Here is a 20,267-nt window from a genome sequence, read left to right on the forward strand (position 1 = left end):
CCTGCGGGGGCCGCCTGTGGACGCCGGGGCTCGGACCGCGGTGTGGTGACGGCAACGGAACGGGATCCCGGCGGGACTGTGCCCGGGGGGCCGGTGCTGAGTACCGTTCCGTGCGACGCGACGGAGCGGTGCCAGGCCCTCGCGGCGGGGCGGAAGCGGTGACGGACCGGGATCGGTGGATCGGGGCGGGATGAACGCGTACGACAAGGGCTCGGACGCCCGGCACGGGCCTGCCGGGCGGGGCGTGCCCGACCCGCGCCCCGCCCTGCCCGCCCCCGCGTCGCCGGTGGACCCATCAGGGCCCCGGACCCCTCCGTCCGATCCCGGGCAACCCGCGGACGGCCCGCCCGCGCCGCACTCCCCTGTCGGCCCGCCCGCGCCGCACTCCCCTGCCGGCCCGCCCGCCGGATCCCGCGCCGGGGTGGCCGCACTCTCCCTGCGCTATCGGATCGGCGCCGCGATGGCGCTCGCGGTCGTCGCGGTCGCGGTCTGTGTGCACCTCGGCATGACGTTCCTGCACGTCGCACCGGCGAACACGGTCAGCAAGGAGCACCGCGAGACGGTCGAGGACTGGATCTACCCGGAGTTCGAGCAGAACTGGAAGCTGTTCGCGCCGAACCCGTTGCAGCAGGACATCGCCGTCCAGGTGCGTGCCGAGATCCGCACGGCGGACGGGGGGACACGGACCACCGGCTGGTACGACCTGTCCGCCCAGGACGGTCGCGCCATCGACGGCAACCCCCTGCCCAGCCACACCCAGCAGAACGAGCTGCGCCGCGCCTGGGACTTCTTCGTCGCCACGCACGACAACGACAACCGGCCGGTGGGCCTGCGCGGGGCGCTGTCCGAGACGTATCTGCGCCGGATCATGGCGCTGCGCCTCGACCGCGCGGACGCGGCCGGTGCGGACGGTGCCGTCGCGCGCGTCCAGATCCGCTCACGGACCGCCCAGGTGCCGCCGCCCGAGTGGAGCGGGGAGAAGATCTCCGCCACACCCGTGTACCGCACGCTGTCCTGGTGGTCACTGCCCGAGGACGAGGCCCGGGGAGGTGTGGGGTGAACCGCTGCTCGTCGGCCCTGTCCCGCGCGATCGCCCGCGTCACCGACTCCGCGCTCGGCCCCCACCAGACCGCCGTGATCCGCATCGGCTTCAGCCTGACCTGGCTGCTGTTCCTGCTGCGCGAGTTCCCCCACCGTCAGGAGCTGTACGGCCCCGACGGGCCCTGGAGCTGGGACCTCGCCGATCAGCTGGTCGCGACGAACGACGCCTTCACGCCGCTGTTGTGGTCGGACAGCCAGGTCTGGTTCGAGGCCGTCTACGCGCTCGCCGTGCTGTGGAGCCTCCTCCTGCTGCTCGGCTGGCGCACCCGCACCATGTCGGTGCTGTTCATGGTGGGTGTGCTGGCGCTGCAGAACCGCAGCGTCTTCATGGGGGACGGCGGCGACAACGTCCTGCACCTGATGTCGGTCTACCTGGTGTTCACGCGCTGTGGTCAGGTCTGGTCCCTGGACGCGCGGCGCGCGCGCCGCGCGGCCGAGGCACGCGCGCGTGGCGAGCGGCCGCGCGACCGGGTCGGCCCGCTGCTGTGGGGCGTCCTGGGCTTCCTGCTGGTCCTGGCGACGACGGCGGGCCGGATGGACGGCGACCGGTTCATACCGGTGCTGCTGTGGACCGTATGGACCGCGCAGGCGCTGTGGTGGCTGGTCGGGCTCCGCGCGAGGACCGGGCAGCCGCGGATCCTGCTGGACGTCGTCGCGAACACCGTGCACAACGGCGCGCTGCTCGTGATCATGGCCGAGGCGTGTCTGATCTACGCCACGGCCGGCTGGTACAAGGTCCAGGGCTCCCGCTGGCAGGACGGGACCGCCGTCCACTACCCGCTGCACCTGGAGTACTTCTCCCCCTGGCCGGCCCTCGCGGACCTGCTGTCGGCCAGCGGCACGATGGTGATGCTGGTGACCTACGGGACGGTCGCCGTGCAGGTCGCCTTCCCGTTCACGCTGTTCAACCGTCGGGTCAAGAACGTCCTGCTGGCCTTCATGATCATGGAGCACGCGGTCATCGCCGTCGTGCTCGGACTGCCCTTCTTCTCCCTGGCGATGATCGCGGCGGACGCGGTCTTCCTGCCGACGGCCTTCCTGCGCCGCCTCGGGAACCTCGCGGCCCGCGCGCGTGGGCGGCTGCGCCCGCGCGGGACGTCGGTTCCGCGACCGCGGCCCCCGGCCGGCCCCCCGGCCGGAATGGACCCGGTGGAGGCTGCTCCGGCACCCGGCGGAGTGCCGAGCCCGCGCACGTAGGCTGCACGCCATGACCGACCCCGCTCCCGAGACCTCGGCCGACCCCGTCTCCGCCTGGCACCGTCTGGCCGGCACCGCCGTGCTGCTCGACGGCTTCCACGCCCTCAAGCACGCCGTGCGCTTCGGGGCCGAGGTCCGGGCGGCGCTCACCGCGGACCGGGCCGGCGCGCTCGCGCTCGCCGACGAGCTGGCCGGGGACGTGCGGGACACGCTGGCGGAGCTGCTGACCGAGGTGCCCCACGAGACGTACGCCGCTCTCGTGCCGCGCCCGCACCCCACCGCCGTGGCCGCCCTGGCCGTACGCCCCACCCGCGCGGGCAACCTCGAGAAGCTGGCGCACACCCCGCGCACCGCCCCGGTGGTGGTCCTGGACAATCCGCGCAACCTCGGCAACGCGGGCGCGGTGATCCGGCTGGCCGCCGGTTTCGGGGCGACCGGGGTCGTCACCACCGGCACGCTCGACCCCTGGCACCCCACCGTCGTACGCGGCGGGGCGGGGCTGCACTTCGCCACCGCCGTGGAGCGGCTGTCCGTGGAGGAGCTGCCGCCCGGCCCGGTCTTCGCGCTCGACCCGGAGGGCGAGGACATCCGCTCGCTGAAGCTGCCGGACGACGCGCTGCTCGCCTTCGGCTCCGAGCGCAGCGGACTGTCGGCGGAGCTCCGCGCGCGGGCCGACCATCTGGTGGCGCTGCCGATGCGCCCCCAGGTCTCCAGCTACAACCTCGCGACCAGTGCGGCCATGACGCTGTACCACTGGAGCGCCACCGGGGGCGCACCCTCCTGAACGGATCCCTCACGCCTCCCGGCGCACCTCGACCACCCGGAACCGGTTGGCCACGAACGCGCCGTCGCACAGAGCCGCGTTGGCCGCCGGGTTGCCGCCGGAGCCGTGGAAGTCGGAGAAGGCGGCCGTCTGGTTGACGTACACCCCGCCGGTGAGGTTCAGGGAGAGCTGGGCGGCCTCCTCCAGGCAGACCTCCCGCACCGTCTCCTCGACCTCCGGGGAGGTGGTGTACGCGCCGACCGTCATGGCGCCCTTCTCCCGGACGGTGCGCCGCAGCAGGTCCGCCGCGTCGGCGACCGAGCCGACCGCGACGGCGAAGGAGACCGGGCCGAAGCACTCGCTCATGTAGGCGGCCTCGGCGTCCGGCTTGGCGCCGTCGAGTTTCACGATCACCGGCGTGCGCACCACCGCTCCCGGGAACTCCGGGTGCGCGATCTCGCGGGAGGCGAGGGCGACCTCGCCGAGCCCGGCGGCGGCCTCCAGGCGGGCCTTGACGTCCGGGCTGACGATCGCGCCCAGCAGCGCGTTGGCGCGCGCGTCGTCGCCGAGCAGGCCGTCGACCGCCTTCGCCAGGTCGGCGGCGACCTCGTCGAAGGACTTGGGGCCCTGGTCGGTGGTGATGCCGTCGCGCGGGATCAGCAGGTTCTGCGGGGTGGTGCACATCTGGCCGCTGTACAGCGACAGGGAGAACGCCAGATTGGCCAGCATCCCCTTGTAGTCGCCGGTCGACTCCACGATCACCGTGTTGACGCCGGCCTTCTCGGTGTACACCTGCGCCTGGCGGGCGTTGCTCTCCAGCCAGTCGCCGAACTCCGTGGAGCCCGTGTAGTCGATGATCCGGATCTCCGGGCGGGTCGCGAGGGTCTTGGCGATGCCCTCGCCGGGCCGCTCGGCGGCCAGCGCCACCAGGTTCGGGTCGAAGCCGGCCTCGGTGAGCACCTGACGGGCGACCTGGACGGTGAGCGCGAGCGGCAGAACCGCGCGGGGGTGCGGCTTGACCAGGACCGCGTTGCCGGTGGCGAGAGAGGCGAACAGGCCCGGGTAGCCGTTCCACGTCGGGAAAGTGTTGCAGCCGATGACCAGCGCGATGCCGCGCGGGACCGGGACGAACCGCTTGGTGAGGGCGAGCGGGTCGCGCTTGCCCTGGGGCTTGGTCCACTCCGCGGTGTCGGGCGTGCGGGTCTGCTCCGCGTAGGCGTAGGCCACCGCCTCCATGCCGCGGTCCTGCGCGTGCGGGCCGCCCGCCTGGAACGCCATCATGAACGCCTGGCCGGAGGTGTGCATGACCGCCTGGGCGAACTCCATCGTCCGGTCGCTGATCCGCTTGAGGATCTCCAGGCAGACCACCGCGCGGGTCTCCGGGCCCGCGTCCCGCCAGGCCCGCATCCCGGACCTCATGGCCGGCAGCAGCTCGTCGAGGTCCGCGTGCGGGTAGCTGACGCCCGGCTCGATGCCGTACGGGGAGGTCTCGCCGTCCACCCAGCCGTCCGTGCCGGGCTGGCCGAGGTCGAGGCGGGTGCCGGCCAGGGCGTCGAAGGCGGCCTTGCCCGCCGCCATGTCCAGGCTGCCGTGCTCCCCGTAGGCCTTGGGGTGCTCGGGGTGGGGTGACCAGTACGCGCGCGTGCGGATCGCTTCCAGCGCCTGGTCCAGGGTGGGACGGTGCCGGGCGATCAGTTCGTGCGCGGTGAGTTCGGCGGCCATGCGGGACCAACTCCTCGTCTCAGGAACTCTTCGTCGAGCTCATGGACCTGTGCGGAAACGTAGTCAGAACGGGCGGTCGGAGTTAGAGTAACCGAACGATCGGTCGGTACAAGGGGGTCCGCCGCATCTGTGGAAAACCCCGTGCGGGAGGATCGCGCACATGACAGCACTCGACCTCAGCAGTCCCGTGGCCGTGGTCGGCACCGGCACCATGGGTCAGGGAATCGCCCAGGTCGCGCTGGTCGCGGGCCATTCCGTGCGGCTGTACGACGCCGCCCCCGGCCGGGCCCGTCAGGCGGCCGAAGCGATCGGCGCCCGGCTCGACCGGCTGGTGGAGAAGGAGCGCCTCACCGCCGCCGAGCGGGACGCGGCCCGTGCCCGTCTGCGGCCCGTCGGCGAGCTCACCGGGCTCGCCGACTGCGCCCTGGTCGTCGAGGCCGTCCTGGAGCGCCTGGACGTCAAGCAGGAGCTGTTCCGCGCGCTGGAGGACGTCGTCTCCTACGACTGCCTGCTCGCCACCAACACCTCCTCCCTGTCGGTCACCGCGATCGGCGGTGCCCTGCGCGTGCCCGGCCGCTTCGTGGGCCTGCACTTCTTCAACCCCGCCCCGCTGCTGCCGCTCGTCGAGGTCGTCTCCGGCTTCACCACCGACGTCTCGTACGCCACGCGCGCGTACGAGACGGCCCGCGCCTGGGGCAAGACGCCCGTCGCCTGCGCCGACACCCCCGGCTTCATCGTCAACCGCGTCGCCCGGCCCTTCTACGCCGAGGCCTTCGCGGTGTACGAGTCCCAGGGCGCCGACCCGGCCACCATCGACGCGGTCCTGCGCGAGTCCGGCGGGTTCCGGATGGGCGCCTTCGAACTGACCGACCTCATCGGCCAGGACGTCAACGAGTCCGTGACGCACTCGGTGTGGCAGTCCTTCTTCCAGGACGTGCGCTTCACCCCCTCGCTCGCCCAGCGCCGCCTGGTCGAGTCCGGCCGCCTCGGCCGCAAGACCGGGCACGGCTGGTACGACCACCGGGACGGCGCCGAGCGCCCCGAGCCGCACACCGCGGAGCCCGCCGAGCCGCCCGCGTACGTGGTCGCCGAGGGCGGTCTGGGGCCCGCCTCGGACCTGCTCGCCCTGATCCGCGAGGCCGGGATCCAGGTGCGCGAGGAGGACGAGGACAACGGCACCCGCCTGGTGCTGCCCAGTGGCGGCCAGCTGGCGCTCACCGACGGCCAGACCTCCGTGGAGTACCGCGACGTCGTCTACTTCGACCTCGCCCTCGACTACCGCGAGGCCACGCGCGTCGCCCTGTCCCACGCCCCGAACACCTCCCCGGTGACCGTCGCCGAGGCCACCGGACTGTTCCAGGCGCTCGGCAAGAAGGTCAGCGTCATCGGGGACGTCCCCGGAATGATCGTCGCGCGGACGGTGGCCCGGATCATCGACCTGGCGGTCGACGCCGTCGCCAAGGGCGTCGCCACCGAGGAGGACATCGACACCGCGATGCGCCTGGGCGTGAACTACCCCCTGGGGCCCCTTGAGTGGAGCCGCCGCCTCGGCCGCGGCTGGGCCGGCTCCCTGCTGGACGAACTGCACGAGATCGATCCGTCCGGCCGCTACGCGCCGTCCCTCGCGCTCTACCGGTACGCGTGCGCCACCGACAAGCGGGAGGACACCCCATGACCACCGCCAAGCGCGACACGTACACCCCGGAGACGCTGCTGTCCGTCGCCGTCCAGGTGTTCAACGAGCGCGGCTACGACGGCACCTCCATGGAGCACCTCTCCAAGGCCGCCGGCATCTCCAAGTCGTCGATCTACCACCACGTGGCCGGCAAGGAGGAACTGCTGCGCCGCGCGGTGAGCCGGGCCCTGGACGGGCTCTTCGAGATCCTCGACGAGGAGCACGCGCGCGTGGGGCGTGCCGCCGAGCGCCTGGAGTACGTCGTGCGGCGCATGGTCGAGGTGCTGATCGCCGAACTGCCGTACGTGACGCTGCTGCTGCGGGTGCGCGGCAACACGGGCACCGAGCGGTGGGCGCTGGAGCGGCGGCGCGAGTTCGACCACCGGGTGGCGGCGCTGCTGAAGGCGGCGGCGGCCGACGGGGACGTGCGCGAGGACATAGAGGTGCGCCTGGTGACCCGGCTGGTCTTCGGCATGATCAACTCGATTGTGGAGTGGTACCGGCCGGACGGGCGTGGCATGAGCGAGCGCGAGGTGGCCGACGCGGTGGCGCAGCTGGCCTTCGGGGGGCTGCGCAAGGCGTCCTGAGGGTCGTCACCCCTGCGGCTCCAGGTCCTCCTCCTCGAACACCAGCAGGGTGCGCGTGCTCAGCACCTCGGGGATCGCCTGGAGCCGGGTCAGCACCAGCTCGCGCAGCGCCCGGTTGTCGGGCGTGTGCACCAGCAGCAGTACGTCGAAGTCCCCTCCCACCAAAGCGATGTGCGAGGCGCCCGGAAGCTGCCGGAGCTGCTCGCGGACCGTGCGCCAGGTGTTCTGGACGATCTTCAGGGTGATGTACGCGGACGTCCCGTGACCGGCCCGCTCATGGTTGACGCGGGCCCCGAAGCCGCGGATGACACCGTCCTCGACCAGCCGGTTGATGCGTGCGTACGCGTTCGCGCGGGAGACGTGGACCCGCTCGGCGACCGAGCGTACGGACGCGCGGCCGTCCGCCTGGAGCATCCGCAGGATGTCCTGGTCGATGGCGTCCAGGGGCCGCGCGGGAGCAAGCGGCCCGGTCCCCTCCCGGCCCTCGGCCATTTGTTCAGATGCCACCCGCCCCCACCTCTCCGCCGTGGACGTCCTGCATCCATCTCAGGTTGTGGAGAACCGTTTGTCCACAGCCCGGTGCCACCCGTAGCCAAAATGTGCCGACGACCGAACAATCGGTTGGTGAGGCGCGTCACAGACGCCGTGCCTCCGACATCCCACGAGGAGGTGCCGTCATGACGGTCATGGAGCAGCGGGGGGCCTACCGGCCGACCCCGCCGCCCGCCTGGCAGCCCCGTACCGACCCCGTGCCGCTGCTGCCCGACGCGGAGCCGTACCGCGTGCTCGGCACCGAGGCGGCCGCCGAGGCCGACCCGGAGCTGCTGCGCCGGCTGTACGCGGGGCTGGTGAAGGGCCGCCGCTACAACGCGCAGGCCACCGCCCTCACCAAGCAGGGCCGTCTCGCGGTCTACCCCTCCAGCACCGGCCAGGAGGCCTGCGAGGTCGCCGCCGCGCTCGTCCTGGAGGAGCGCGACTGGCTCTTCCCGAGCTACCGCGACACCCTCGCCGTCGTCGCGCGCGGTGTGGACCCCGTCGAGGCCCTCACCCTGCTGCGCGGCGACCGGCACACCGGCTACGACCCCTACGAGCACCGCGTGGCCCCGCTGAGCACCCCGCTCGCCACCCAGCTGCCGCACGCCGTCGGTCTCGCGCACGCCGCCCGCCTCAAGGGCGACGACGTGGTCGCGCTCGCCATGGTCGGCGACGGCGGCACCAGCGAGGGCGACTTCCACGAGGCGCTGAACTTCGCCGCCGTCTGGCAGGCCCCGGTGGTCTTCCTCGTCCAGAACAACGGCTTCGCGATCTCCGTACCGCTCGCCAAGCAGACCGCGGCCCCGTCGCTGGCCCACAAGGCCGTCGGCTACGGCATGCCCGGCCGCCTGGTGGACGGCAACGACGCCGCCGCCGTGCACGAGGTCCTGGCCGACGCCGTACGCCGCGCCCGCGCGGGCGGCGGCCCGACCCTGGTCGAGGCGATCACGTACCGCGTGGAGGCCCACACCAACGCCGACGACGCCACCCGCTACCGCGGCGACGCCGAGGTCGAGACCTGGAAGCGGCACGACCCGATCACGCTCCTCGAACACGAACTGACCGGGCGCGGACTGCTCGACGGGGCCGGTGCCGAGGCCGTCCGCCAGGACGCCGAGACCATGGCCGCCTCCCTGCGCGCCCGCATGAACGAGGACCCGGCGCTCGACCCCATGGACCTCTTCGCCCACGTCTACGCCGAGCCCACCCCCCAGCTGCTGGAGCAGCGGGAGCAGCTGCGGGCCGAGCTGGCGGCCGGGGCCGAGCCGGAAGGGGCGCAGCGATGACCACCGTCGCCGTCAAGCCGGCCACCATGGCGCAGGCCCTCACGCGCGCCATGCGCGACGCCATGGCCGCCGACCCGTCCGTGCACGTCATGGGCGAGGACGTCGGCACCCTCGGAGGTGTCTTCCGGGTCACCGACGGACTCGCCGAGGAGTTCGGCCCGGACCGCTGCACGGACACCCCGCTGGCCGAGGCGGGCATCCTCGGCACGGCCGTCGGCATGGCCATGTACGGGCTGCGCCCGGTCGTGGAGATGCAGTTCGACGCGTTCGCCTACCCGGCGTTCGAACAGCTCGTCTCGCACGTGGCCAAGATGCGCAACCGCACGCGCGGGAAGATGCCCCTGCCGCTCACCGTCCGCGTCCCCTACGGCGGTGGCATCGGCGGCGTCGAGCACCACAGCGACTCCTCCGAGGCGTACTACATGGCGACTCCGGGGCTCCACGTCGTCACGCCCGCCACCGTCGCCGACGCCTACGGGCTGCTGCGCGCCGCCATCGCCTCCGACGACCCGGTCGTCTTCCTGGAGCCCAAGCGGCTGTACTGGTCGAAGGACTCCTGGAACCCGGAGGAGCCGACGGCCGTTGAACCGATAGGCCGTGCGGTGGTGCGGCGCTCAGGGCGGAGCGCCACGCTCATCACGTACGGGCCGTCGCTGCCCGCCTGCATGGAGGCGGCCGAGGCGGCCCGGGCCGAGGGCTGGGACCTCGAAGTCGTCGATCTGCGCTCCCTGGTGCCGTTCGACGACGAGACGGTGTGCGCCTCGGTGCGGCGGACGGGACGCGCGGTCGTCGTCCACGAGTCGGGCGGCTTCGGCGGCCCGGGCGGGGAGATCGCGGCCCGGGTCACGGAGCGCTGCTTCCACCACCTGGAGGCGCCGGTGCTGCGTGTGGCCGGGTTCGACCTGCCTTATCCGCCGCCGATGCTGGAGCGCCACCACCTGCCCGGAGTGGACCGGATCCTGGACGCCGTGGGGCGTCTGCAATGGGAGGCCGAGAGCTGATGGCACAGGTGCTGGAGTTCAAGCTGCCCGACCTCGGTGAGGGGCTCACCGAGGCGGAGATCGTGCGCTGGCTGGTCGAGGTCGGTGACGTCGTCGCCGTGGACCAGCCGGTCGTCGAGGTCGAGACGGCCAAGGCGATGGTGGATGTGCCCTGCCCCTACGGCGGTGTCGTCACGGCCCGCTTCGGCGCGGAGGGCACGGAGCTGCCCGTCGGTGCTCCGCTGCTGACGGTGGCGGTGGGCGAGCCGGCCGACGGCCGCCCGGCCGGGGACGCCGGCCCCGCGGAATCCGAGGGTGCGCGCGGCCGGGCCCCGGCCACCGAGGGCTCCGGCAACGTCCTGGTCGGCTACGGCACCGCGGAGGCACCGGCCCGCCGCCGCCGGGTGCGTCCGGCGGAGACGACACCCGCCACCCCGACAGCGAACGGGCGGGTCAGGACCGCGGAGCCCGTCGCCGCGCAGGCCCGCACCCCGGGCGCGGTGGAGGGCCCCGTCCCCGTGATCTCGCCCCTGGTGCGCAGACTGGCCCGGCAGAACGGCCTGGACCTGCGGGAGATGACCGGCTCCGGACCCGAGGGCCTGATCCTCCGCGCGGACGTGGAGTACGCCCTGCGCGCCGCCGCCGCACAGGGCCGTACGGGCGCGACGGCCGACGAACCGCGCACGCGGGCCGACCGGACGGGTGCGACGGCACCGGCCGCGGGCGCCTCGGGCGTGACCCGTGTCCCCCTCAAGGGCATCCGCGGGACCGTCGCCGACAAGCTCTCCCGCAGCCGCACCGAGATCCCCGACGCGACCTGCTGGGTGGACGCCGACGCGACCGAACTGATGCGGACCCGCGCGGCGATGAACGCGGCCGGCGGACCGAAGATCTCCGTCATCGCCCTGCTGGCCCGCATCTGCACCGCCGCACTCGCCCGCTTCCCCGAGCTCAACTCCTCGGTGGACACCGAGGCCAGGGAGATCGTCCGGTACGGCGAGGTGCACCTCGGCTTCGCCGCGCAGACCGACCGGGGACTGGTCGTCCCCGTCGTCAGGGACGCGCACACGCGGGACGCCGAGTCGCTCACGGCCGAGTTCGCCCGGCTGACCGGGGCGGCCCGGTCCGGGGCGCTGACGCCCGCGGAACTCACGGGCGGCACCTTCACGTTGAACAACTACGGCGTCTTCGGCGTCGACGGCTCCACACCGATCATCAACCACCCCGAGGCCGCCATGCTCGGCGTCGGCCGCATCGTCCCCAAACCGTGGGTGCACGAGGGCGAGCTGGCGGTGCGGCAGGTCGTGCAGCTCGCGCTCACCTTCGACCACCGGGTCTGCGACGGCGGTACCGCGGGAGGCTTCCTGCGGTACGTGGCGGACTGCGTCGAACAACCGGCGGTACTGCTGCGGACGCTGTGAGTCCGCTTCGAGCCACCGGTCTCCCCGGTCACATCTCGGTGCCCCCGCGTTCCCTGTGATCGCGGGGGCACGCATACTCGGAGGGTGACCGAGTATCAGCCACCCGGCGATCCCTCCGGTGATCCTTCCGGCGGTTCCCCCGGGGGCCCCGGCTCCGCGTACGACGCCGTCGTGCTCGCCGGTGGCGCCGCCCGACGGCTCGGGGGCGCGGACAAGCCCGGGGTGCGGGTGGGTGGACGGGCGCTGCTCGACCGGGTGCTCACGGCCTGCGCCGGCGCCCGGACCACGGTGGTCGTCGCCGGCCCCCGACCCACCGCGCGGCCCGTGGTCTGGGCCCGCGAGGAACCTCCGGGCGGCGGCCCCCTGGCCGCGCTCGCCGCCGGGCTCCGGCACACCACGGCCGACCATGTCGTCGTGCTCTCCGCCGACCTGCCGTTCCTCGACCGCCGCACGGTGCGGGGGCTCTTGGCGCCACTCCGCCACGGCACCACCGACGGCGTGCTGCTGACCGACTCCGACGGACGGGACCAGCCGCTCGTCGCCGCGTACCGGACCGGGTCCCTGCGCCGCGAACTGACCGTGCTCACCGGCCGGCACGGCGAGCTGGCCGGGCTGCCCCTGCGCCGGCTGACCGGTTCGCTCGATCTCACCCGTATCCCCGACCCGGTGGCGTCCTTCGACTGCGACACCTGGGACGACATCACCACCGCCAGGGCACGCATCAGGGAGCATGGACACGTGTTGGATGAATGGATCTCCGCGGTCAAGGACGAGCTGGGCATCGACCTGGACGTCGACACCGGCGTACTGCTCGACCTCGCCCGCGACGCCGCCCACGGGGTGGCCCGGCCCGCCGCGCCGCTGACCACCTTCCTCGTCGGCTACGCGGCCGCACGGGCGGGCGGCGACCGGGAGGCCGTCGCCGAGGCGGCCCACAAGGCCGCGGCACTCGCCCTGCGCTGGGCCGACGAGGAAACCCCTGACGCCACGGACACCACAGGCTCCAGGACCACCACAGAAAACACAGGCCCCGACAACACCGCGGACACCGCGTCCTCCGGTGTCGAGCCCGGTGACGTGGCGCCCGACGCCACCCCCGACACCCGCCCGGACGCCTGATGGCCGCGCGCGCCACCCGGGCCGACGAGAACGCCGACGACCTCGACGTCGAGGAGGCGCTCGCCCTCGTGAAGAAACACCCCGGCCGCACCGGCGACCAGCCCTCCGGCGCCCCCCGCCACCCGCACCACGACGCCACCGCCTGGCCCGACGCCCGCGTCATCGCCGAACGCGCCCCGCGCCACGGCACCGGCGGCCGCACCGGTTACCTGACCCCGGTCGCCGTCCCCCTCGCCTCCGCCCTCGGCCTCACCCTCGCCACCCCCCTCACCGCCCTCATCGACCTGCCCTCCTTCGACACCTCCGCGATGGACGGCTGGGCGGTCTCCGGCCCCGGTCCCTGGTCCGTACGGGACGAAGGCGTCCTCGCCGGGCACGCCGCGCACACGCCGCTCACCGACGGAGAGGCCGTCCGTATCGCCACCGGCGCCCGCACCCCCCCGGACACCACCGCCGTACTCCGCAGCGAACACGGCCGCACCGACGACAAGGGCCGGCTGCACGTCACCGCCGCCACCCGGCCGCCGCACACGGTCACCCACGGCCAGGACATCCGCCCCCGCGGCCAGGAGTGCCGCAGCGGCGACCAGTTGCTGCCCGTGGGCACCCCGGTGACCCCGCCCGTCCTGGGCATGGCCGCCGCCGCCGGATACGACACGCTCACCGCCGTCCCCCGCCCCCGTGCCGACGTGTTCGTCCTCGGCGGCGAACTGCTCGGCGAGGGCCTGCCGCACGACGGGCTGATCCGGGACGCGCTCGGCCCGCTGCTGCCGCCCTGGCTGCGCGCACTCGGCGCGGAGGTGACCGTCGTACGCCGGGTCGGCGACGACGAACAGGCGTTGTACGAGGCCATCACGGCGTCCGACGCCGAGGTCGTCGTCACCACCGGCGGCACCGCCGCGGGCCCGGTCGACCATGTGCACCCCGTGCTGCGCCGCATCGGCGCCGAACTCCTCGTGGACGGCGTCAAGGTGCGCCCCGGCCACCCCATGCTCCTGGCCCGCACCAAGGACGACCAGCACCTCGTCGGCCTGCCCGGCAACCCCCTCGCCGCCGTCTCCGGCCTGCTCACGCTCGCCGAGCCCCTGCTGCGCGCCCTCGCGGCCCGCCCCGCCCCCGAGCCGTACGCGCTGCCGCTGCGGGACGGGGTGCAGGGGCACCCGTACGACACCCGGCTGGTCCCCGTCGCCCTGCGCGGCGACCGGGCGCTGCCGCTGCTCTACAACGGCCCGGCCATGCTGCGCGGCATCGCGGCGGCCGACGCGCTCGCCGTCGTGCCTCCCGGCGGAGCGCGGCCCGGCCAGGAGGCGGAACTGCTCGACCTGCCCTGGGCGTCCGGGGGAATCGGGGTGTGTTTCACGTGAAACTTCCGGGCCAGGACGCCATCGCTCGCCAGGCGGACGAACACCTGGTGACCCATAGGGTGAGACTCCCGAGGAAACTGGTGGAGCACCCGGTCCGCCAGGTCGCCAAACGGCTGTCCATGGCCCTGGTGGTGCTGGTGGTGACGGCGTTCGTCGTCTTCGCCGACCAGGAGGGCTACAACGACAACTCCGACGGATCCATCGATCTCCTCGACGCGTTCTACTACGCGACCGTCACCCTCTCCACCACCGGGTACGGAGACATCACGCCGGTCAGCGACAGCGCCCGGCTCACCAATATCTTCGTCATCACGCCACTGCGCGTGCTGTTCCTGATCATCCTGGTCGGCACCACCCTCGAGGCCCTCACCGAACGCACGAGGGAGGAGTGGCGACTGAACCGCTGGAGGTCCGCGTTGCGCGATCACACCGTCGTCGTCGGGTTCGGCACCAAGGGCAGGTCCGCGATCAAGACCGTCTGCGCGACCGGGCTCAGGAAGGAGCAGGTCGTGGTCGTCGACCCCAGCGCGAAGGCGGTCGAGGCGGCCACGGCGGACGGCTACGCGGGTGTCATAGGGGACGCCACGCGCAGCGAGGTGCTGAAGCGGGCCGAGGTGCAGCGGGCACGGCAGATCATCATCGCGACGCAGCGCGACGACACGGCCGTCCTCGTGACGCTGACGGCACGACAGCTCAACCGGGGCGCGAAGATCGTGGCCGCGGTGCGCGAGGAGGAGAACGCCCCGCTGCTGAAGCAGTCGGGCGCCGACGCGGTCATCACCAGCGCCAGCGCGGCCGGGCGGCTGCTCGGGCTGTCCGTGCTCAGCCCTTCGGCCGGCATGGTCATGGAGGACCTCATCCAGCAGGGCACCGGGCTCGACATGGTGGAGCGGCCGGTCATAAAGGCCGAGGTGGGCAAGACGCCCCGCGAGATCGGCGACCTGGTGGTGAGCGTCGTACGCGGGCACCGGGTGCTCGGCTACGACGACCGGGACGTCGGCACGCTGGAGCTGACGGACCGGCTGATCACGATCGTGCGGGCGACGCCGGGCACGCAGATCGCACCCGACTTCCGCCCGCTCCGCAGCTGAGGCCGCCTACTTCCGGTTGTACAGCCGCATCGTGACCGGCCCGAAGACCGCCACGAACAGGGCGGCCCAGCCCAGCGTCCAGGCGATCTCGTCGGCCGGCCAGTCACCCGCCATCAGCCCGCGCACCGCGGACGCCAGGTGGGTGACGGGGCTGTTGTTGACGAACGCCTGCAGCCAGCCCGGCATGGTCCTCGGGTCGACGAAGACGTTGGACAGGAAGGTGAGCGGGAAGATCACCATCATGCTGACGCCCATCACCGACTTCTCGGTGCGCAGCATCAGCCCGAACATGGTCCAGATCCACGAGAAGGCGAACGAGAACAGCACCAGCAGCGCGATCCCGGCGAGTACGCCGACCACCCCGCCGTCGGCGCGGTAGCCGAGGATCATGCCGACGGTCAGCATCACGACCGACGCGATGGTGTAACGCAGGGCGTCACCGAGCAGATAGCCGACCATCGTCGACGGCCGCCAGATCGGCAGGCTGCGGAACCGGTCGAAGACGCCCTTCTCGATGTCCGTGTTGACCGAGACCCCGGTGTACATGGTGATCATCACGACCGACATCACCAGGATCCCCGGCAGCAGGAACTGGATGTACTCCTTCGGCGACCCGGCCAGCGCCCCGCCGAACAGGTACGTGTACATCAGCACCATCATGATCGGGAACGCCGTCACGTCGAACAGCTGCTCCGGCACGTGCTTGATCTTCAGGATCGCCCGCCAGCCGAAGGTCAGCGAGGCCGACCACGCGCTGGGCCGCGGCGGGCGCTCCTTGACGACCAGCAGTTCGGCGAGGGAGTCGGTGCGCACCGGGGCGAGTTCGGCGCTCTCGGCGGTCGTCGTGGTGCTCATGCCGCCACCTCGTCCTTCGGGTCGTGGGCGTTGTCGGGGCCGGATTCGTGGGTGTCGTGGCCGGTGAGGGCCAGGAACACCTCGTCCAGGCTGGGCTGGCCGAGCGAGAAGTTGTCGACGGTGACGCCGGCGCGGGCCAGCTCGCTCAGCGCGCGGGCGGCCTGCTCGGCGGCCGTGTCGTGGCTCGCGGCCGAGGTGAGGCGGGCGGTCAGCGCCACCGGGTCGGGCTCGGGCTGCACCCGCGCGTCGAGGGCGCGGCGCAGCAGGTCGGCGGCGAGCGGCCGCTGCTCGGGATCCCGCAGCCGCAGATGTACGGATCCGGCGCCGACGGACGCCTTCAGCTCGCCCTTGGTGCCCTCGGCGATCACCTTGCCGCGGTCGATGACGGCGATCCGGGACGCCAGCTGGTCGGCCTCGTCCAGGTACTGCGTGGTCAGCAGCACCGTCGTGCCCTGGGCGACGACCGCGCGCACGATGTCCCACACCTGGTTGCGGCTGCGCGGGTCGAGGCCGGTCGTCGGCTCGTCGAGGAACAGCAGGTCGGGGGTGTTGAGGATGGACGCGGCGATGTCGATACGGCGCCGCATGCCGCCGGAGTAGTGCTTGACCTGCTTCCCGGCCGCGTCGGTGAGGCCGAAGGCCTCCAGGAGCTGGGCGGCGCGGGTGCGGGCGGCGGGCTTGCGGTGGCCCAGGAGCCGGGCCAGCAGGACCAGGTTCTCGGTGCCGGTGAGGTCCTCGTCCACGGACGCGTACTGGCCGGTGAGGCTCACCCGGCCGCGCACCTCGTCGGCCTCGCGCACGATGTCGTGACCGAAGACATGGGCTTCACCGCCATCCGGTCGCAGGAGGGTGGCGAGCATCTTCACGGTGGTGGTCTTGCCGGCGCCGTTCGGTCCGAGGACCCCGTACACCGTGCCGGCCGGCACGGCGAGATCGACGCCGTCGACGGCCCGTGTCTCACCGAAGGTTTTGACCAGGCCCGCGGTCTCGATCGCCAGGCCGGACGTCTGCGTGCTCATGCTTCGGGTCCTTCCGCATGCTTGGGCTACGCATGGACAGACCTTTACCGTCGCGCAAACTCATCGCTCCCGCACGAGGATTTCCGGAGGACCGGTCCCACGACCGAGACGGGACCGGTCCCACGACCGAGACGGACCGGTCCCACGACCGAGAAAGGGGCGACCCGGGTCGTAGGACGCGGCGCACCGGGCCCACCGCGCCCCAGGAGTACCGTCCCCCTCATGTATGCGATCACGATTCCCGAACCCGGTGGGCCCGAGGCGCTGGTGTGGGACGAGGTCCCCGACCCCGTGGCAGGCCCCGGCGAGGTCCTGGTCGAGGTGGTGGCCGGTGCCGTCAACCGGGCCGACATCCTCCAGCGACAGGGCTTCTACAACCCCCCGCCCGGAGCCTCCCCCCACCCCGGTCTCGAATGCTCCGGACGGATCGTCGCGCTCGGTGAGAAGGTGAGCGGCTGGGCCGTCGGCGACGAGGTCTGCGCGCTGCTCGCCGGCGGCGGCTACGCGGAGAAGGTCGCCGTTCCGGCCGGGCAGCTGCTGCCCGTCCCCGAGGGGCTCACCGTCGATCAGGCCGCGGCGCTCCCGGAGGTCGTCTGCACGGTCTGGTCGAACGTCTTCATGGTCGCCCACCTCCGCCCCGGCGAGACCCTCCTCGTGCACGGCGGCTCCAGCGGCATCGGCACGATGGCGGTCCAGCTCGCCAAGGCCGTCGGCGCGAGGGTCGCCGTCACCGCCGGCACCACGGAGAAGCTGGAGCGCTGCGCCGAACTCGGCGCCGACATCCTGATCAACTACCGCGAGCAGGACTTCGTCGCCGAGCTGAAGCGGGCCACCGACGGCGCCGGCGCGGACGTCATCCTCGACAACATGGGCGCCAAGTACCTGGACCGCAACGTCCAGGCTCTCGCCGTCAACGGCCGGCTCGCCATCATCGGCATGCAGGGCGGTGCGAAGGGGGAGCTGAACATCGGCGCCCTCCTCGGCAAGCGCGCCGCCATCAGCGCGACCTCGCTGCGGGCCCGGCCCCCGGAGGAGAAGAGGGCGATCGTGGCGGCCGTACGCGAACACGTCTGGCCGCTCGTCACCGGTGGCCGCGTCCGCCCCGTCATCGACCGCGAGATCCCGATGCCGGACGCGGCCACCGCCCACCGGGTCGTGGAGGACAGCGGTCACATCGGCAAGGTCCTGCTGGTCACGCCGGGCTGAGCCCGGGCCGCCGGGTCAGCCGTTCGGCTGCCAGGGCGGGGTCTGTCCCCACTTCCAGCGCGGCACGTCGGCCGCGTCCACCGGGGGCGGGTCGTCGCCCGAGTACAGCACCGCCATGCGCGTGCCCCACTCGATGTAGTGGAGGAAGACGGCGCGGAACTCGGGGTCGGCCGGCAGGCCGACCCCGTCCGCCGCGTCCTGGAGGAGGTCCACCCAGCGGCGGCGCTGGACCTCGGTGATGCCGCGGCCCAGGTGCTGGGCGGCCATGTGCGGGTGGCCGCCGCGGCCGGCGGTGTACGCCCCGGGTCCGCCGAACACCTCGGCGAGCCACCGCGCGACGTGCCGGGGGTGTTCGTCGTCCATGCCGGCGAACACCGGCGCCAGGCCCGGGTCCTCGCGGACATGGCCGTGGAACACCTCGGTCAGGCGGTCGAGGGCCGCGTCGCCGCCCAGCCACGCGTGGATCGTGGGAGTGCCGGGAGCGTCCGGCGCGTGCTTCGCGTCCATCACGGGCCGCGCGGCGGCCTGCCCGCTCGCGCCGGCCCCGCCGCTGCCGGCGACGTCGGTGGTGAGGTAGTGCCGCATCTCCTCGATCGCCGTGACGTACGGCCGGACCGCGGCGAAGAACGCGGGGAAGCGCTCCCCCTCGCGGAAGCCCTGGAGATGATCCTCGACGGACGTCCAGCGGATGCGCAGAACGTACCGGTCGGGCTCCTCCTGGCAGTGGGACAGCTCGTGGTCGATGCACTCGGGTGCGGCGGCCGGCGCCTCGGAGGCCTTGGCGTACGCCTCCTCGAAGGCATTGCGGTCGTCCGGCGCGATCCGGTGGCGGACGTACCCGACGGTCGTGACCATGCTGAGCGTCTCCCCCTGTCGCCGGGTCTGCGGAAGCCACCCTGCCTGGTCCGTCGCGACCTGTGCAGAGGGTCCGCCCGGCTCAGGACGCGCCGCGCCCCTGGCGCATGCGCAGGGCCACGAAGGCGAGGCCGAAGCCGAGTCCGATGAGCATCAGACCGCTGCCGAGCGGGAGGATGCGCAGCACGGGCTCGGTGGCGGCGACCGTGTTCGGTTCCGCCGCCCGCGAGGTCGCGGAGGGCACCGGGACCGCCGCCTGTGACGCCGGTGCCCGCGGGACGGTGCCGCCCCCGCCGGGTGCCCGGGACACGGCCCCGTCGTCCCCCGGGCGCGGCATGCCGGCCGCGTCGGGCGGCTCGCTCGCGCGCCCGGCGTGGTGCCCCGGCTTCCGCGGTGCGGCACCGGCGCCCCCGCCGTCCGTACCGTCCCGGTCGCCGCGCTCCCGCTCCCGCGACTCCCTCCCGGTCGTCTCGTGCCGCCTCGGCCGGTCCCGGCCCTCACCCGGCCGGTTCCCGGCCCGCGACGGCTCCCCGGAGGGCGACGACCCGGGCGACGACGAGGGCGACGACGAGGGCGAGGGGGACGGGGACGAGGGTGACGGGGACGAGGGGACGGCGCCGACCCCGTACGCCACCCCGGTGCCGGAGGGCGCCACGACGGGGCCGTACGGCATCACCGCCGCCCCCGCGACCAGAACAACCGTCGTCCCCACTGCACGCAGCCATGGAGTCACGACCGTGACCTCCCGCGCCGGCCGGTGCTCGGTCACACCGTCGGCAAGATGGGCCGGATGGACGCCCAACAGCCTGGCATTCCCGGATGCTCCCGGCATTCCGGATACGGCCGTCAGGTGGACCCCCGCCGAAGAACCCCGCTTCCGGGGGCACCGCCGAAGCGGCACACGGCCGTGCGCGACAATGGCGGCATGGAGATGCCGAGGAACGAACGGTCGCCGGAGAATCCGCAGATCCTGGTCGTCGGCCAGGACGGCATGGCGCTCGGCGGCGACACCGGGGACGAGGACTCCCGCGAGACCCCGCTCACGGAGCAGGTGGAGCAGCCGGCGAAGGTCATGCGGATCGGCAGCATGATCAAGCAGCTGCTGGAGGAGGTGCGTGTGGCTCCCCTGGACGAGGCCAGCCGGGTCCGTCTCAAGGAGATCCACGCCAGTTCGGTGAAGGAACTGGAGGACGGCCTGGCCCCGGAGCTGGTCGAGGAGCTGGAGCGGCTCTCCCTGCCCTTCACGGACGAGACCACCCCGAGCGACGCCGAACTGCGGATCGCGCAGGCCCAGCTGGTGGGCTGGCTGGAGGGCCTCTTCCACGGCATCCAGACCACGCTCTTCGCCCAGCAGATGGCCGCGCGCGCCCAGCTGGAGCAGATGCGCCGCGCCCTGCCGCCCGGCGTCGGCGACGGCTCGGAGGAACCGCACCTGGGCGGCCGCTCGGGCGGCCCGTACCTGTAACCGCCGATCGCCCCCTCCCCCCCCGAC

The 20,267-nt window shown here is 73.2% G+C and carries 19 protein-coding genes; 13 read left to right on the top strand and 6 right to left on the bottom strand.

The features are described 5' to 3' along the window. Window positions 1–190: 190 nt before the first annotated feature. From ACH4VX_RS18135 to ACH4VX_RS18145, 3 genes are read left to right on the top strand one after another with little or no spacing between them, the layout of a single operon-like run. Window positions 191–1,060 carry a DUF5819 family protein gene (locus ACH4VX_RS18135; RefSeq protein ID WP_398368368.1) on the top strand — a complete coding sequence of 290 codons (870 nt, stop codon included), beginning with the start codon at window positions 191–193 and terminating at the stop codon, window positions 1,058–1,060. Beyond that, window positions 1,057–2,298: an HTTM domain-containing protein gene (locus tag ACH4VX_RS18140; RefSeq protein WP_398368369.1), complete on the top strand. Its 1,242-nt coding sequence runs from the start codon at window positions 1,057–1,059 to the stop codon at window positions 2,296–2,298. Before ACH4VX_RS18135 ends, ACH4VX_RS18140 begins: the two co-directional genes overlap by 4 nt. A gap of 10 nt (window positions 2,299–2,308) precedes the next feature. Next, complete coding sequence (locus ACH4VX_RS18145) at window positions 2,309–3,082, top strand: TrmH family RNA methyltransferase (RefSeq protein WP_398368370.1); 774 nt, start codon at window positions 2,309–2,311, stop codon at window positions 3,080–3,082. Between the two features lie 9 nt (window positions 3,083–3,091). Here the strand turns inward: ACH4VX_RS18145 and paaN are convergent, their stop codons facing one another. Continuing rightward, window positions 3,092–4,783 (bottom strand): phenylacetic acid degradation protein PaaN, encoded by a 1,692-nt coding sequence (paaN, locus tag ACH4VX_RS18150; protein WP_398368371.1) that lies wholly within the window; start codon window positions 4,781–4,783, stop codon window positions 3,092–3,094. A 160-nt stretch (window positions 4,784–4,943) separates the two neighbouring features. On the opposite strand from paaN, the gene ACH4VX_RS18155 reads away from it, so the two are divergent. Together ACH4VX_RS18155 and ACH4VX_RS18160 are read left to right on the top strand one after the other, a co-directional pair. Then, a complete protein-coding gene (locus ACH4VX_RS18155) occupies window positions 4,944–6,458 on the top strand; it encodes a 3-hydroxyacyl-CoA dehydrogenase (protein WP_398368372.1) in 1,515 nt (504 codons plus the stop codon). Further along, window positions 6,455–7,045 carry a TetR/AcrR family transcriptional regulator gene (locus tag ACH4VX_RS18160; protein ID WP_398368373.1) on the top strand — a complete coding sequence of 197 codons (591 nt, stop codon included), beginning with the start codon at window positions 6,455–6,457 and terminating at the stop codon, window positions 7,043–7,045. The genes ACH4VX_RS18155 and ACH4VX_RS18160 overlap by 4 nt, the downstream gene beginning before the upstream one ends. Window positions 7,046–7,051: 6 nt before the next feature. Here ACH4VX_RS18160 and ACH4VX_RS18165 read toward each other — a convergent pair whose 3' ends face one another. Next, window positions 7,052–7,537, bottom strand: a complete 486-nt coding sequence (locus ACH4VX_RS18165) for an Lrp/AsnC family transcriptional regulator (RefSeq protein ID WP_398368437.1) — start codon at window positions 7,535–7,537, stop codon at window positions 7,052–7,054. Window positions 7,538–7,722: 185 nt separating this feature from the next. Between ACH4VX_RS18165 and pdhA the strand changes: the two genes are divergently transcribed. The 6 genes from pdhA (at window position 7,723) to ACH4VX_RS18195 (ending at window position 14,840) form a co-directional block, all read left to right on the top strand. Further along, window positions 7,723–8,865, top strand: a complete 1,143-nt coding sequence (pdhA, locus tag ACH4VX_RS18170; RefSeq protein WP_398368374.1) for a pyruvate dehydrogenase (acetyl-transferring) E1 component subunit alpha — start codon at window positions 7,723–7,725, stop codon at window positions 8,863–8,865. Continuing rightward, on the top strand, window positions 8,862–9,866 hold the full coding sequence (locus ACH4VX_RS18175) for an alpha-ketoacid dehydrogenase subunit beta (RefSeq protein ID WP_398368375.1): 1,005 nt from the start codon (window positions 8,862–8,864) through the stop codon (window positions 9,864–9,866). The genes pdhA and ACH4VX_RS18175 overlap by 4 nt, the downstream gene beginning before the upstream one ends. Beyond that, the gene (locus ACH4VX_RS18180; RefSeq protein ID WP_398368376.1) at window positions 9,866–11,266 is read left to right on the top strand and encodes a dihydrolipoamide acetyltransferase family protein; all 1,401 of its coding nucleotides are present in this window, start codon (window positions 9,866–9,868) and stop codon (window positions 11,264–11,266) included. Before ACH4VX_RS18175 ends, ACH4VX_RS18180 begins: the two co-directional genes overlap by 1 nt. 84 nt (window positions 11,267–11,350) lie before the next feature. After that, on the top strand, window positions 11,351–12,385 hold the full coding sequence (locus ACH4VX_RS18185) for an NTP transferase domain-containing protein (protein ID WP_398368377.1): 1,035 nt from the start codon (window positions 11,351–11,353) through the stop codon (window positions 12,383–12,385). Next, on the top strand, window positions 12,385–13,749 hold the full coding sequence (locus ACH4VX_RS18190) for a molybdopterin molybdotransferase MoeA (protein WP_398368378.1): 1,365 nt from the start codon (window positions 12,385–12,387) through the stop codon (window positions 13,747–13,749). Before ACH4VX_RS18185 ends, ACH4VX_RS18190 begins: the two co-directional genes overlap by 1 nt. After that, complete coding sequence (locus tag ACH4VX_RS18195) at window positions 13,746–14,840, top strand: potassium channel family protein (protein WP_398368379.1); 1,095 nt, start codon at window positions 13,746–13,748, stop codon at window positions 14,838–14,840. Before ACH4VX_RS18190 ends, ACH4VX_RS18195 begins: the two co-directional genes overlap by 4 nt. A gap of 6 nt (window positions 14,841–14,846) precedes the next feature. Here ACH4VX_RS18195 and ACH4VX_RS18200 read toward each other — a convergent pair whose 3' ends face one another. Together ACH4VX_RS18200 and ACH4VX_RS18205 are read right to left on the bottom strand one after the other, a co-directional pair. After that, on the bottom strand, window positions 14,847–15,695 hold the full coding sequence (locus ACH4VX_RS18200) for an ABC transporter permease (protein WP_398368380.1): 849 nt from the start codon (window positions 15,693–15,695) through the stop codon (window positions 14,847–14,849). Further along, window positions 15,692–16,714 carry an ATP-binding cassette domain-containing protein gene (locus ACH4VX_RS18205; RefSeq protein WP_398368381.1) on the bottom strand — a complete coding sequence of 341 codons (1,023 nt, stop codon included), beginning with the start codon at window positions 16,712–16,714 and terminating at the stop codon, window positions 15,692–15,694. The genes ACH4VX_RS18200 and ACH4VX_RS18205 overlap by 4 nt, the downstream gene beginning before the upstream one ends. A 222-nt stretch (window positions 16,715–16,936) precedes the next feature. Here ACH4VX_RS18205 and ACH4VX_RS18210 point away from each other — a divergent pair, with 222 nt between their 5' ends. Continuing rightward, window positions 16,937–17,920, top strand: a complete 984-nt coding sequence (locus tag ACH4VX_RS18210; RefSeq protein WP_398368382.1) for an NAD(P)H-quinone oxidoreductase — start codon at window positions 16,937–16,939, stop codon at window positions 17,918–17,920. Window positions 17,921–17,935: 15 nt separating this feature from the next. On the opposite strand, the gene ACH4VX_RS18215 is transcribed toward ACH4VX_RS18210, so the two are convergent. After that, a complete protein-coding gene (locus tag ACH4VX_RS18215) occupies window positions 17,936–18,775 on the bottom strand; it encodes a group II truncated hemoglobin (protein WP_398368383.1) in 840 nt (279 codons plus the stop codon). A gap of 82 nt (window positions 18,776–18,857) precedes the next feature. Further along, the gene (locus ACH4VX_RS18220; RefSeq protein WP_398368384.1) at window positions 18,858–19,544 is read right to left on the bottom strand and encodes a hypothetical protein; all 687 of its coding nucleotides are present in this window, start codon (window positions 19,542–19,544) and stop codon (window positions 18,858–18,860) included. A gap of 156 nt (window positions 19,545–19,700) precedes the next feature. Here ACH4VX_RS18220 and ACH4VX_RS18225 point away from each other — a divergent pair, with 156 nt between their 5' ends. After that, window positions 19,701–20,240, top strand: a complete 540-nt coding sequence (locus ACH4VX_RS18225; protein ID WP_398368385.1) for a bacterial proteasome activator family protein — start codon at window positions 19,701–19,703, stop codon at window positions 20,238–20,240. Window positions 20,241–20,267: the final 27 nt, after the last annotated feature.

The organism is Streptomyces sp. NPDC020731, from assembly GCF_044334705.1.
Classification (GTDB): Bacteria; Actinomycetota; Actinomycetes; order Streptomycetales; family Streptomycetaceae; genus Streptomyces.

What these genes read in the sequence shown, in the direction of transcription:
- ACH4VX_RS18135 (WP_398368368.1), top strand. Translation starts at nt 191, where the DNA reads ATGAACGCGTACGACAAGGGCTCGGACGCCCGGCACGGGCCTGCCGGG.
- ACH4VX_RS18145 (WP_398368370.1), top strand. Translation starts at nt 2,309, where the DNA reads ATGACCGACCCCGCTCCCGAGACCTCGGCCGACCCCGTCTCCGCCTGG.
- paaN (WP_398368371.1), bottom strand. Translation starts at nt 4,783, where the DNA reads ATGGCCGCCGAACTCACCGCGCACGAACTGATCGCCCGGCACCGTCCC.
- ACH4VX_RS18155 (WP_398368372.1), top strand. Translation starts at nt 4,944, where the DNA reads ATGACAGCACTCGACCTCAGCAGTCCCGTGGCCGTGGTCGGCACCGGC.
- ACH4VX_RS18160 (WP_398368373.1), top strand. Translation starts at nt 6,455, where the DNA reads ATGACCACCGCCAAGCGCGACACGTACACCCCGGAGACGCTGCTGTCC.
- ACH4VX_RS18165 (WP_398368437.1), bottom strand. Translation starts at nt 7,537, where the DNA reads ATGGCCGAGGGCCGGGAGGGGACCGGGCCGCTTGCTCCCGCGCGGCCC.
- pdhA (WP_398368374.1), top strand. Translation starts at nt 7,723, where the DNA reads ATGACGGTCATGGAGCAGCGGGGGGCCTACCGGCCGACCCCGCCGCCC.
- ACH4VX_RS18175 (WP_398368375.1), top strand. Translation starts at nt 8,862, where the DNA reads ATGACCACCGTCGCCGTCAAGCCGGCCACCATGGCGCAGGCCCTCACG.
- ACH4VX_RS18180 (WP_398368376.1), top strand. Translation starts at nt 9,866, where the DNA reads ATGGCACAGGTGCTGGAGTTCAAGCTGCCCGACCTCGGTGAGGGGCTC.
- ACH4VX_RS18190 (WP_398368378.1), top strand. Translation starts at nt 12,385, where the DNA reads ATGGCCGCGCGCGCCACCCGGGCCGACGAGAACGCCGACGACCTCGAC.
- ACH4VX_RS18200 (WP_398368380.1), bottom strand. Translation starts at nt 15,695, where the DNA reads ATGAGCACCACGACGACCGCCGAGAGCGCCGAACTCGCCCCGGTGCGC.
- ACH4VX_RS18205 (WP_398368381.1), bottom strand. Translation starts at nt 16,714, where the DNA reads ATGAGCACGCAGACGTCCGGCCTGGCGATCGAGACCGCGGGCCTGGTC.
- ACH4VX_RS18210 (WP_398368382.1), top strand. Translation starts at nt 16,937, where the DNA reads ATGTATGCGATCACGATTCCCGAACCCGGTGGGCCCGAGGCGCTGGTG.
- ACH4VX_RS18215 (WP_398368383.1), bottom strand. Translation starts at nt 18,775, where the DNA reads ATGGTCACGACCGTCGGGTACGTCCGCCACCGGATCGCGCCGGACGAC.
- ACH4VX_RS18225 (WP_398368385.1), top strand. Translation starts at nt 19,701, where the DNA reads ATGGAGATGCCGAGGAACGAACGGTCGCCGGAGAATCCGCAGATCCTG.